This window comes from Lacicoccus qingdaonensis, from assembly GCF_900101075.1.
In the GTDB taxonomy this organism is placed as follows: Bacteria; Bacillota; Bacilli; order Staphylococcales; family Salinicoccaceae; genus Lacicoccus; species Lacicoccus qingdaonensis.
In genome coordinates, this window is record NZ_FNFY01000004.1 from 84,495 (window position 1) to 97,690 (window position 13,196).

Annotated in this window: 14 protein-coding genes; all 14 read right to left on the reverse strand. The window is 41.3% G+C overall.

Annotation, left to right across the window (positions count from 1 at the left end; all coding sequences use genetic code 11):
* Positions 1-1,188: a pyridoxal phosphate-dependent aminotransferase gene (locus tag BLR15_RS03855; protein WP_092984858.1), complete on the reverse strand. Its 1,188-nt coding sequence runs from the start codon at positions 1,186-1,188 to the stop codon at positions 1-3.
* Positions 1,189-1,232: 44 nt separating this feature from the next.
* Positions 1,233-3,749 carry a helicase C-terminal domain-containing protein gene (locus BLR15_RS03860; protein WP_092984860.1) on the reverse strand — a complete coding sequence of 839 codons (2,517 nt, stop codon included), beginning with the start codon at positions 3,747-3,749 and terminating at the stop codon, positions 1,233-1,235.
* A 16-nt stretch (positions 3,750-3,765) separates the two neighbouring features.
* Complete coding sequence (locus BLR15_RS03865) at positions 3,766-4,734, reverse strand: biotin--[acetyl-CoA-carboxylase] ligase (protein WP_092984862.1); 969 nt, start codon at positions 4,732-4,734, stop codon at positions 3,766-3,768.
* Positions 4,694-5,866 carry a CCA tRNA nucleotidyltransferase gene (locus BLR15_RS03870; protein ID WP_176754045.1) on the reverse strand — a complete coding sequence of 391 codons (1,173 nt, stop codon included), beginning with the start codon at positions 5,864-5,866 and terminating at the stop codon, positions 4,694-4,696. Before BLR15_RS03870 ends, BLR15_RS03865 begins: the two co-directional genes overlap by 41 nt.
* A gap of 2 nt (positions 5,867-5,868) precedes the next feature.
* Entirely contained in the window at positions 5,869-7,002 is a 1,134-nt protein-coding gene (bshA, locus tag BLR15_RS03875) for an N-acetyl-alpha-D-glucosaminyl L-malate synthase BshA (RefSeq protein WP_092984866.1), read from the reverse strand.
* A 4-nt stretch (positions 7,003-7,006) separates the two neighbouring features.
* Positions 7,007-7,384, reverse strand: coding sequence for a methylglyoxal synthase (locus tag BLR15_RS03880; protein ID WP_092984868.1), 378 nt, complete (start codon positions 7,382-7,384; stop codon positions 7,007-7,009).
* A gap of 109 nt (positions 7,385-7,493) precedes the next feature.
* Entirely contained in the window at positions 7,494-8,183 is a 690-nt protein-coding gene (locus BLR15_RS03885) for a zinc metallopeptidase (RefSeq protein ID WP_092984870.1), read from the reverse strand.
* A 49-nt stretch (positions 8,184-8,232) separates the two neighbouring features.
* On the reverse strand, positions 8,233-8,820 hold the full coding sequence (locus BLR15_RS03890; RefSeq protein WP_092984872.1) for a DUF1405 domain-containing protein: 588 nt from the start codon (positions 8,818-8,820) through the stop codon (positions 8,233-8,235).
* Between the two features lie 47 nt (positions 8,821-8,867).
* Positions 8,868-9,671, reverse strand: coding sequence for a menaquinol-cytochrome c reductase cytochrome b/c subunit (locus tag BLR15_RS03895; RefSeq protein ID WP_092984874.1), 804 nt, complete (start codon positions 9,669-9,671; stop codon positions 8,868-8,870).
* Between the two features lie 22 nt (positions 9,672-9,693).
* A complete protein-coding gene (qcrB, locus tag BLR15_RS03900) occupies positions 9,694-10,368 on the reverse strand; it encodes a menaquinol-cytochrome c reductase cytochrome b subunit (protein ID WP_052256318.1) in 675 nt (224 codons plus the stop codon).
* 11 nt (positions 10,369-10,379) lie between these two features.
* On the reverse strand, positions 10,380-10,880 hold the full coding sequence (locus BLR15_RS03905) for a QcrA and Rieske domain-containing protein (RefSeq protein ID WP_092984876.1): 501 nt from the start codon (positions 10,878-10,880) through the stop codon (positions 10,380-10,382).
* 149 nt (positions 10,881-11,029) lie between these two features.
* Positions 11,030-11,455, reverse strand: a complete 426-nt coding sequence (locus BLR15_RS03910; protein WP_092984878.1) for a DUF2487 family protein — start codon at positions 11,453-11,455, stop codon at positions 11,030-11,032.
* Positions 11,456-11,459: 4 nt separating this feature from the next.
* The gene (locus tag BLR15_RS03915) at positions 11,460-11,936 is read right to left on the reverse strand and encodes a YpiB family protein (RefSeq protein WP_092984880.1); all 477 of its coding nucleotides are present in this window, start codon (positions 11,934-11,936) and stop codon (positions 11,460-11,462) included.
* The gene (locus BLR15_RS03920; protein ID WP_092984882.1) at positions 11,917-13,188 is read right to left on the reverse strand and encodes a tetratricopeptide repeat protein; all 1,272 of its coding nucleotides are present in this window, start codon (positions 13,186-13,188) and stop codon (positions 11,917-11,919) included. The genes BLR15_RS03915 and BLR15_RS03920 overlap by 20 nt, the downstream gene beginning before the upstream one ends.
* Between the last annotated feature and the right edge of the window lie 8 nt (positions 13,189-13,196).

Below are 13,196 nucleotides of genomic sequence, written 5' to 3' on the forward strand. Positions count from 1 at the left end.
TTAAACTCCTTCTAATCTCTCTGTAACAAAATTTTTGATTCGTGTAATTGCTTCTGTCATTATTTCTTCACTTGTTGAATAGCTGATGCGTACATTATCTGCCAGGCCGAAAGCCGATCCCGGAACAACAGCAACATGTGCGTTTTCAAGCAGATCTTTGACGAAATCGTCTACAGTATCGTAACCCATCTTATCCGTACATTCCTTGAAATTTGGGAAAAGATAAAATGCACCTTCAGGCTTGATGCATGTAGTGTATGGAATTTCTTCAAGCAGATTGTAGGCATGGTCTCTCCTCTGTCTGAAAGTCTCATTGAATTCTGTCAGGAATGAACGATCCATTTCGTAAGCTGCTACCGCCGCCCACTGTGACGGTGTTGACGGATTGGAAGTAGACTGGCTCGCGAGCCCTGTCAGCCCTTTGATCAGAGCCTTGTCCCCACATGCATATCCGATTCTCCATCCGGTCATTGAGTGGGATTTACTCACGCCGTTAATGACTACCGTGCGGGCTTTCATATCTTCATTGACGGAAGCGATTGAGTGATGTTCGGTACCATATACCAGAACTTCATATATTTCATCGGCAACGACAATCAGATCGTTTTCAGCAACAACTTCAGCCAGTGCTTCCAGTTCTTCGTTGGAATAAACCATGCCGGTTGGATTGTTCGGTGAATTCAGCATGAGCACTTTCGTCTTATCGGTGATATTTTCCTTCAAAAGTTCCGGAGTCAGCTTGAAAGATGTGGATTCATCCGTGTATACCAGTACCGGTGTACCTTCTGCAAGTTTAACCTGTTCCGTATAGCTCACCCAGTAAGGAGAAGGGATGATCACTTCATCTCCGCTGTCGATCAAAGCCTGGAAAACATTATATAATACATGTTTTGCACCGGAAGCGACGAAGATTTCGTCGGGTCCGTACTCCAGCTGGTGATCTCTCAGCATCTTTTGTGATATCGCCGATTTCAGTTCAGGAATTCCGGCTGCAGGCGTATATTTGGTCGCACCTTTTTTTACAGCATCAAAAGCTTTTTCTATGATTTCATCAGGTGTATTAAAGTCGGGCTCACCTGCTCCAAGTCCGATGACGTCGACACCGGCCGCTCTCAGTTCTGCAGCTTTGGCCGTAATGGCCAGTGTTTGACTCGGTGTTAAATTTTGAACACGTTGAGAGAGTTCCATATTTCTGCTCCTTTTAAGTATGATATTTTATTTGGATATACTAATTATAAATGACTCAGGTACTGTTTAAAAGTATTGCGTGAGCCTTTGATTATATTTTCATCTGGAAAATATTTTAAAAATGCATTTTTATATGGTTTTGACAGTATCCTGTTATCAAGCAGCAGTATAAGACCATGATCTTTTTTATTTCTTTTGACACGGCCGATCATCTGTCTGAACTGGAATACCGCCTGAGGAAGATCTTCACTGTAAAAATGTTTGAAATCATTATATTTAGGAATCGGGAAAGGCAGTTTTGACAGCATGATGCACTTATCATCACTGCCTTCTATATTGATGCCTTCAGAGAAACTGGAAGTCGCAAGCAGCAGCACATTTTCAAGCTGATTGTACTGAAGCAGCAGCTTATCATGCGAGGCCGACCGGTTCTGCCTTAATACGACGAAATCATCAAACAGCTCGATTTCCTTTGTAAGTTCATATACTTTGTTCAGAAGCTCGTAGTTGGAAAAGATGACGAGTAGCTTGCTGTTGGTCTCTGTCAGATACATTGACAGATAGTCGACCAGAGCATATAAATATTCGTCGTCATTCTTGTCATATGCCGGTATGTCATCCGGAATGAATAATTTCGTGTTGTCGAAAAGTTTTTCATTTTGGATGACGACACTGTTGAACCCGGCATCTCCAAATGCATAGTCAAGATGTTTGAATGAGCCTTTCACTTCCAAAGTGCCTGACATCATGATCAATGATTTAATATGATGACTTTCATCAAGCAGTTGAAATTTCGGGTGGGTGACAATGAACTTCACCCTCTGAATATTTTTATCATTGTCAATATTGTAGTTCCCATCGTCTATCGCCCTATTCAAATCTTTCAACGTCGTCTGGAAAAAATGGATATGATTGTACAGTGCCTGATATTGATTCGTCCCCCGGATCGTTCCTAAAAAGATAGAACAGAATTCCATTGAACGGTTGATGATACTTTGCACGCTTTTTATATTATTTGCCTGGATGGCATCAAAAAGCATGTCTACATGCTGGTTGAGTTTCTCCATCAGTTCTTCCAGCAAATATGCAGATTTGAAATCATTGTTCTCAATATAGGAACTCAGCAGCCTGTTCTGTCTCGGTGTGCCCACCTGTCCGACAAAGAATTTCATACTCTGGTAATTATACTCGGTCCGGGTTCTCTGGTTTAAAGACCTATTGAGCTGATGTGCTTCATCGACAATAAGATATTTTGAGCCGTTCAATAGTTCCAGGCAGTCCTGTATGAAATAGTGATTGGTAAATACAACGGGTGCATTATCCGCTTTCTCAAATGCACGGTCAAAATAATAATGACCCTGTGTTCTGCCGGTCTGTATGAGCATGGTCTTATAATATGCCTCTTCAGGCCCTTTCAGGCCGATTTCTGACAGATCTCCGGTTTCTGTTTCGAGCAGCCAGGTCAATAGTCTCATTTTGAGCAGCACCACTTCAGGGTTGTTGTCTTCTGTTTCGAGCAGGGAACTGACAGCGTTCAGATCCAGGTAATTTTCACGGCCTTTTAAATTCACATAATCTATATTCAGATCAAGTGCCCCGGTCAGCAGGCGCAGTTCATTATTCACCATCTGATTCTGAAGAATTTTTCTGGAGGTGGAAACCAGAATCTGCTCGTCATACAGAGAATGGAAACTGATTGCTGCAATCAGCAGTGCACTGGTCTTTCCGACTCCGGTGTACGCTTCAATTGCCAGATGTTCTCCTCTTTCAAAGTGGCTGAATATTTCATTCGCCAGCCTGAGCTGACCTTCCCTATGCTCGATATTTCTGTAATTCACATATTTATCATAAAGCTCCCGGACTGTGACTTCAGGTATTTTATCATCTGAAGATCCGGACTTTCTTATATAAAAGTCTTTGTACAGTTTCAAATTTTCCCCGGGCTTTTCCATGTTTGTTTCTGACAACAGACTGAATATCAGATCTGCCAGACTGTATCTCAAATGTTTGGACAAGTGATACAGCTGCTTTAAAGTTTCGCTGTTCGTCCCTTCCATCTTATCCAGCAAATACAGGAAAAGTTCTGCCGTGGCGTAGGCGTCTTCATCCGCCCTGTGTGCATTCGATAAATTTATACCGATGGTGGAAGTGATTTCAGCTAATTGAAAACTGTTTTCTGCAGGCAGAAATATCTTCGACAGTTCGACGGTGTCAATCGTCAGATCCGGTGAATAGTTCAAATGACATTCATTGAAATGATTTTGCAGGAACGCCAGGTCAAAGTCGACATTGTGTGCAACAAATACGTGATTCTGCAGTTTTTCATATATTTCAGGTGCAACGTCTTTGAAAGCGGGTGCGCCCCTGAGCATCGATTCATCAATATTCGTCAATTCCTGAATAAAAACCGAAAGATCTGTATTGTCACTCAGAAATGTGGAATATTGATCGACGATCTGTCTGTTGTTTATAAATACGATACTCAGCTGGATAATGCTGTCTTTATTTTTGTTGTTGCCCGTCGTTTCGAGGTCCACAACAGCAAACTTCTGATTAATCATTAAATATCACCAATTTTTAAAATTCAATATCAGCACTTATAATTTTATGTATTTCTCCTGCTTCATCCGTCACGACTAAAAACCCATCATCCGTAATATCAACCGGTTTTCCCATGTAGGAGCGGTTCATTTCAGAAATTCTCATGCCCCTGCCAAAAATGATGGATTTGGAAACCCAGTCATCTTTAATCGTTGAAAATGGAGTGGATAGGAATAATTCATAATAGTGCTCTATTTCTTTTACCAAATGATTCAGAAACAATTCCATTTCAATAACCATTCTATCATTTTTACGCAATTCGCTCTCGATGGAAGTGGCATTATTTATTTCTTTTACGGATTGGGTTTCATAAAGGTTGATTCCGATGCCGCAGATGATGCTCTGTATCATATTGTTTTCACTGAGAACTTCTGTTAAAAATCCGCACACTTTTTTATCGTTTATATAAATGTCATTCGGCCATTTGATGCCTGTCTGCAGATTAAATGATTTTTCAATAGCGCGGGCGATTGCAAGAGAAATAAACAGATTGAACTTGATGATTTCATTAAGTTCGATATCAGGTTTTAATACTGCGGACATATACAGGCCGGAACTTTTCGGAGACAGCCACTCTCTGTTGAAGCGTCCCCTGCCCCCGGTCTGCTCATTTGAAACGACAATGAACGGCTGCTGTTTTTCAGATATGTACTGAAATGCGACCTTCTGGGTCGAATCGACGGATTCCCGGTAAATGATATCTGTGAATAAATCTGATTGTGAAATCATGGAAGACAGCAGCGTTTCAGTCAGCTTATCAGATGAACGCGTCAGCATATAGCCTTTATTCGTCACAGATTCCACTTTATATCCGTCTCTCTTCAAGTTTTGTATTGATTTCCAGACTGCGGTCCGCGACACCCCGAGCTGATCGGCCATCTTCTGCCCGGATAGAAATTGTTCTTTATTTAATAACTTCAATACTTTCTGGTCCAAATTCAACATGTTTTTTCACCCATTTGATAATATCATCATGATTATTATTTAACCTTTCAAATAGTACTTCATTTTCAATTATATTCAAACATTCTTTTATCCACGGTCCGCTTTTCTGATCATAAAGATTCATCAGATGTCTGCCGTTTATATCAAGATCTTTTTTACTTCTTATAATAAGTGACGGCTGTAGGGCAAGTGCCGAGTCAAGGGCGGACACGTCTTCAATCAGTTCATTGTACTGATTCAATCTGATGAGCCGCCTGATTACGTCTTCATGATATTGATAGGCTATTTCCCTAGGATGGACATCCTCGGCCACAGCCTGAAGCAATGATCTGCTGCTTTTAACGAGTTCGATTTCAGCGTTGGATAATTTTAAATCTTTGAGTCTGGCGGTCAGCCCATCATTCTTTACAGAGTGTATGATGAGCTCGTCCATAAAATCCTCCGCATGGGAATGTAAATATTCATCATGGCCGATGTGTTTTAAAAATGGGATGAATGCCTTCAGTCCGGCCTGGACAAGCTTCTTTTTGGCATGCTTCAAGCCGTCACCGGCATATGTCTTTTTAAGCTCTCCGACTATACGTTCGACTGAGATATACTCTACTGTATGGACATTTTTCATCATAGATTTTTCAGTGGACAATTCTATGGAAAACTTCAGCACTGACATGAACCTGATTGCACGGATGATTCTGAGTGGATCTTCTTCGAACCTTTCATCCGGTTCCCCTACAGTAATGATCTCTTTTTTTTCTATGGCATCTCTTCCGGAAAAAGGATCATAAAATATCATGTTTTGTGACATCGCCATGGCATTCATGGTAAAATCCCTTCTTTTTAGATCTTCATCCAGAAGGCGGACGCCATGCTCCCCGTCCGCTCTGTATGTCGTCACTTCAAAGGGGATATTTTGTACGAGTACGATTATTGTGCCGTGTGCTTTCCCGACATCGATCGTCTTCTCAAAAAGTGCTTCGATTTCGTCCGGCTTAGCATCGGTGGTGATATCCACATCATGCACCTGCCTGTCCATGTAGTAGTCTCTGACACAGCCGCCGACAAAATACGCTTCAAAGCCATTTTCATTCAATGTACTGATTACCGTTTCTCCAATTCTGAACAATTCATTCATCATTATTCCTCTTTTAGTGAAAAATACAGGTCTTCATACTGGTCGATTATACTCTCACTTTTAAACCTGGACTCAATTTCATTCAGCATGTTCTGCTGCATCGTTTTGTATTTTTCATCGTTGCTCAACAGCGCCACAATGTATCTGGCTGCCTGCTCATAGTTACCGACATCTGTTATATAGCCGGTTTCGTCATGCTGGATGACCTCACTGATGCCGCCTGCGGTGGAGCCTATCGGTACTGCTCCGCAGTTCATTGCTTCGAGTAAAGCAAGCCCGAAACTCTCCTGCTCGCTCAGCAGCATGAAACAGTCGGACATTTTATAAAATCGTACTACATCAGACTGCTGGCCGGCAAAAATGACTTTGTCCGTCAGACCAAGATCAGTTACAAGATGCCTCATGCGGTTCATCTCAGGTCCGTCTCCGACCAGCACAAGTACAGCATCAATTTCGGAAGATGCGATGTTGAAAGCTCTGATAATGTCTTCAATCCTCTTAATCGCTCTGAAATTTGATGTATGCATGATGACTTTAGTATGTTCATTAATTCCATAACGTACTTTCAGTTTTGCAGCAGTATATTCTTTATCAGACATGTTAAATTTATTCTCATCTATAAAGTTATGAACAGTTGTAATTTCTTTTTCAGGTCTGATCAGACGGTACGTATCCTCTTTCAGGCTGTTTGACACAGAAGTCGTTATATCCGACGATTCGATTCCGAATTTAATGGCGCTTGTCAAAGTCATATCATGGCCAAGCACGGTAATATCCGTACCATGCAGAGTCGTCACTATTTTTACATCACTGCCCGACATCTGTTTGGCAAGTATGCCGCAGACAGCGTGAGGCACTGCGTAGTGCATATGTATGACATCCAGATCATAATATTTGATCACTTCTGCAATTTTACTGGAAATGGTTATATCATACGGCGGATACTGGAAAACGCTGTAACTGTTCACGTCCGTCTGATGTACGTATATATTGGGGTGGTCGATGGTCAGTCTGAACGGCACTTTTGATGTGATGAAATGGACCTGATGGCCCCTCTTCGCCATTTGTATGCCAAGTTCTGTTGCTATAATGCCGCTGCCCCCGACGCCCGGGTAACATGTAATTCCTATTTTCATATTATCACTCTCTATCCAGTTGGTTGAGATAATGCATCACTGCACTGGCAGTACCCTCATTTGTCGCCAGCGGAACATCATAGACATCTGAAAGTCTCAGAAGTGCAGATACATCCGGTTCATGGGGCTGTGCCGTAAGCGGGTCCCTGAAAAAGATGATGATATCAATGTTGCCGTTTGCAACCATCGAACCGATTTCCTGATCTCCGCCAAGTGGCCCTGACTTAAAGCGGTGGACTTTCAGGCCGGTCTCTTCCATCAATCTTTTGCCGGTGGTCCCTGTAGCATACAGATCATGCAATTTGAAAGTATCTTTATATTCTTCTGCAAAAGTTATCAACGCTTCTTTTTTCTTATCGTGTGCAATCAAAGCTATTTTCATAATGGTCCCCCAATAATCATTATATTACTATTATAGATAAAATGTTTTGTTATGTGAAATAATCGATAAAAAAACACAGCCGGAAATTTCCGGCTGTGTTTATAATTGATTAGCTCTGGCTTCTTGCAATTAAGATGAATCTGACAAGTTCTGCAACCGCAACTGCTGTCGCTGCCACATAAGTCATCGCTGCAGCATTCAGAACTTTCTTGGCATGTCTGTACTCTTTTTCATTCACAATGTTCAGTGATTCTATCTGCTTCATCGCCCGGCTGGAAGCATCAAACTCAACCGGTAATGTTACAAGCTGGAACAGGACAGCGAATGCCATCAGGCCGATACCCACCCATAGCAAAGTATTACCGAATGGTGAATTCATACCGATTGTCAGTAACATACCCATTATGATCAGGAAGTATGAAAAGTTACTGCCTAACTGTGCAAGAGGGAACAATGCCGATCTGAAACTTAAAAACTTGTAGCCGGTTGCATGCTGTATCGCGTGTCCGACTTCGTGTGCGGCAACTGCAGTACCTGCTACACTCGGTTTATCGAAGTTGTGCGGAGAAAGGCGGATCACCTTGTTTTTCGGGTCATAATGGTCACTTAGAAAACCTTGACCCCTTTCCACTGCAACATCGTAAATACCATTTTCATGTAAAATTTCCTCTGCCACTTCTCTGCCTGTCAAACCACTGGTGGAACGTACTTTTGAGTACTTGTTGAAAGTGGATTTAACATTCATTTGAGCGAGCATTGGAACAATCATCAATAATACAAAATAGATGATGATACCCATTAAATCAATTCCCTCCTATATTATCTCTGATTATATTTTACTTTAATTTTTAGTCATTCGTCAACGAATTACTTCTGGGAACAAGCTGGTGCAGAAGTACCAGAACGAGTACAGTCAGCCAGAAAGCAAAATAGCCGATATGGTCACTGTACTCTGATAGCTGGCCATACACGGGATACTGTCCGTATACATAGTCGATGACATCATTATGAAAGAGCCAGATTGCAGTAATATACAGATGTACCGGTTTTATTTCCAAATATGGCAGGAATAAAAAAGCCTGAACAGCCATTACCCCGTGCGAAGCGACAAGCATCAGGCCGATCCATGATATGAAACCGGTCTCCATAAAAGTAAGAAGGTTCATTACAACGGCCCATACACCGTATTTGATCAATGTGGTGAATGCCAGTGCATCGATAAGTCCCCATTTCTTATTCATCAGTATCAGAACAATAAGGATGCTTAAAAACAAAGTTGCAGTCGGGCTGTCTGGTACAAAAGGCATAAAGTACCATTCTGTTTTTGAGAGCTGTCCGCCATACCAGTAATAGCCATAAATCGTTCCTATAAAGTTACTGACCAGCAATAATAGTAAAAACCACTTGTTATACATCAGTTCGATTACTTTATTCATATAATCACCTAAGAAAAAAACCCCTTGTAAAAAGGGGTTTTAAAAATTTATTCACCAGAATCGGGTGTGTTTTGGGCTTCGTCATCAGAAACTTCCTCAAGATCAGCAACAAATTCTGAAATTGCTACAATTTCATCGTCAGTCAGCTGGTCTTCGAATGCCGGCATTACATCTCCGACACCATTTCTTACGAATGCTTCTACAGTTGCTGCATCATATTCAGGTTCAATCAGGTTAGGACCTGACCCACCTGCCAGTTCACCGCCGTGGCAACTTGTACAGTTGGTACGTATCAGTTCGTTGAAGACGGGATCTTCAGCATCAAGATTTGAGAATACGATCTGCCCCTGGGCATCCTGCTGTTCCCAATCATGGTATGCAACCGACTCCCAAGTCGTGTAGAAAATAATTGCGACAGTCGCCAGCATCAGTCCGCTAGCGATCGGACGGCGTTTCCAGTGACGGTCTTTCTTATTATCCAGCCAAGGTGCCAATAATAACGCAGTGAATGCGATACCTGGTATTACGATTGCACCAATAACGTTAAATGGTCCGGATGCATAAGTGTATTTTAATATTTGATAAAGAAATAGAAAATACCAGTCCGGTAAAGGAATGTAGCCTGTATCAGTCGCATCGGCAACACGTTCAAGAGGTGCCGGGTGTGCAACTGTCAGACATAAAAATCCGATAAGGAAAACTGCTCCTGTTACCCATTCTTTTAGAAGAAAATCCGGGTAAAATTCTTCTGTGCGCCCGGGAAATTCTGAATAGTCGCGATTGAGCTTCGGTTTATCATATTTCTGTATTCGGGAATCTCCGACAAATGTCAGTCCTTTTCCACGTTTCATATATTTTTACCTCCCATTTCTCCTATAGTGGACCTGCGATACCTTGTCTACGTATCATGATGAAGTGAATAGCCATCAACACAAACAGTGCAGCAGGCAGGAAGAATACATGGATAGCGAAGAATCTTGTCAGTGTCTGAGCACCGATAATTGTATCATCACCAGCTAGCAGCGTCTGAATCCAATCACCGATAAACGGCACACTGCCTGCAATATCCAGTCCTACTTTAGTTGCGAACAATGCTTTCATATCCCAAGGTAATAAATATCCTGTGAATGCAAGACCGAGGATTGTTGCGAATAGTAACACACCGACAACCCAGTTCAACTCTCTTGGAGCTTTATAAGCACCTGTAAAGAATACTCTTAAAGTATGTAAGAACATCATTACAACAACTAAACTTGCACCCCAGTGGTGCATACCTCTGACAATCAAACCAGCAGCTACATCATGTTGAAGATAGTAAACAGAATTCCAGGCATTAACGATATCCGGTACGTAATACATTGTTAAGAACATACCTGATAAAATCTGAATTAATACTATGAAAAATGTCAGACCTCCAAAACAATAGACAAACGCAGAGAAGTGATAGGCAGGGTTAACATGCTCCGGCACCTCATGATCTGCCACATCTCTCCAAATAGGAGTTATATCCATGCGGTCATCTATCCAATCATAAATTCTATTGAACATTTAGTTCCCTCCTATACTAATTCATTTGGAAATACTTGGCCTATTGTAAGAAATCCATCGGATTCGCCAACTTCGAATTGATCCAATGGCCCTGTTGGAGGAGTTCCTGGTACGTTTTCTCCATTCTTCTCATATAAACCGTTATGACATGGGCAGAAGAATCTTTCCGGATTATTATCATCAGCAGCCCATGTTACTGTACAGCCAAGGTGCTTACAGACAGGTGAGAATGCAATAATCTCATTACCATCTCTATAAACCCAGGCAAAATCTGTTACCTCACTTGTATACCAGGCATCTTCCTGTTCAAATGTGAAATCCACCTGCATCGGTTCTTCGGTGATTTCATCAACTGTAACACTGGTCGTTATCATCGACCCTTCGGAATCGTCCTGGAACAACGGGTCAAGTGCCATTCTTCCCATTGGAAGTATCATACCAGCCGCCATAAATGATCCAACACCCATTAAGGAATAGTTCAAGAACTGACGTCTTGTAACTTTTTGCGACATTTTAATTTCCCCCCTCAAACACATGCGTTCTTTTACATTAAATATAACTAGGACATATCAATTTTAGCCTATTAAAATCCGACGGTCAATAAGCTTTCACAATTTTTCATGCTCGCTTTATGCGATAATTGTGTAAAAAGTATTCAAATTTAACTGTTCCAAATGGAAATTATGGATTTCATCACTTTTTTGACTTCATCATTGACAAGGTCAAATTTAATGTCGCTGCTCATATCCTGCAGCGGAATCTGATTCAGTCTTATCGAATTGAATTCATCATCCAAATTTAAATGTGTCAGTATGACTACATTTTTAAATCCATAGTCATACAGCTGTTTCTGGTACTGTTTTAAAACTTCAGTATCTGAAAGGACTGTGGTCATTGCAGGAGTGATGAAGATTCTTCCTTTAAACTGTTTTTCAAGCTGTATGGTGACAAGCTGTACCAGTTCGATATCATTGGCATGCGTCAGTGCCTGTTCATCCAAATCCGCACTGACGAATGGAATGACGGCAGTATCCACAAACTCAAGCTGGTCTTTCAGGTTTTTAATATCATTAAAATTGTATAACATGATTTCACCTTTCACGTGCTATTCTGTTTTTCAGTTCTTCAGTCAATCTGTAAAACAGATCTCTGTCATTATTCATCAGGGCTGTATCAATCTGTTCTTCAAGAACTTTCATCTCGTCGTAAACATGACTTTGATTACTGTCACATCCATTATTCTTCATTTCATCATACCGCTTGTTCGGTGTACTGAAAACAAATTCCAGAAATACCGGCTCCATATCATTACTGTTCAGCTCATGTAATATGACCTCGCCGTCTGTCGTCACAATCGACCCTTTTTCTAATACAAGTGTCGGACGGCCGGTAGTTTTTTCCGCAATCCTCAGCCTGCGGTCTATGGTCATGTCACTGAAAGATACATAATCGATAATGGTCGGGTGTGCTTTTATGAAGTTCAATATCCACACGGCCACCCTGTCTTCAAAATCAAAATGATAGAGAACATAATCTAAGAAATCTCGTTTATGGTTCTTCGTCCTCATCTTTCAAACGCTCCTTTTCATCCTGCCACTTCATATTGCCGGGATCCAGCTCTGCAAGTTTATCAAGGATGTCTCTGCGCAGCGGATGTCTGATTTCACTCAAGTAATAAAAGTAGTCTTCGTAAAATTCCAATGAGTCCCCTATCAGCGGTGAGGCTTCTTTATAATACTTCATCGCCTTGTCATCATCTTCATTGATGGCATAAATTTTCGCCAGAAGATACAGGGATTCTCCGGATAATGCATGGAAATCGAAACCATCTATATAATCTTCGATGTCTTCAGTGGCATCAAGCTTCAGCAGAGTCTCAAAAAGCATCAGGTACGCATCATCGTAATCCTGATCGATATTTATCGCTTTCAGAAAATACTCGAGAGCATCTTCCGGCTGGTTCGTTCTGAAGTGCAGTCTGCCAATATGGAAATAAACAAGAGGATTCTTATCGTCCTCCGACAAATATTTCTGCATGACCTCAATAGCTTTCGGCAGATCGTGCTGTGTCTCGTGGATGTTCATCAATAAAATATAAGCATTCATATAGTATGGTTCGTTATCCAGAACTTTTTCAAGCAGACCGGTGGCATTATCATATTCCTGCAGCTGATATTCAAGAAGCGCCTGGCGGTACCAGTCATCATTAGTGAAATTATCATCTTCTGCCGCCTTGAAATAAGTTTGCGCTTCTTCCAGATTCAGAAGGTTCATATTAATTTCAGCCAATCTCAGATTGATATCCACCTGATTGACCTGTTCAATTTCCTGATTCAGCATCAATTGATAATGTCTGTTCGCCTCTGTCAGATCCCCGTCATGGAAATAAAGTTCGGCAATGGCAAAGTCGATGATTGGATCGTCTGCAAGCTCTTTTGCATCAAACAATGCTTTTACAGCGATATCATTCATATTCAACTGCTGGAATATTTCAGCTTTCAGCATCATGACCGTTGCAGTTCTCTTAGAACTGTTGATCAGACTGAGCGCCTCGTCCAGACGACCATCTGTAATCATCAGGTCAGTGAGGTAGGCAAGTATTTCATCATCATGTTCAGTCTGATTATAAAGGTGGACATATACCTTTTCAGCATAATTATGAAGCCCGCTTGAAATCAATGCGTCTCCAAGTATGAACAATGCATCAAGATCATCCTCTTCTTTGACTTGAAAAAGATTATTGATGATGTCATTCAATTTCTGTTCGGGGTATTCACCCCTGTTTAAATAATCAACGACTTGATAAATTTGTTCCTGCATTATACATA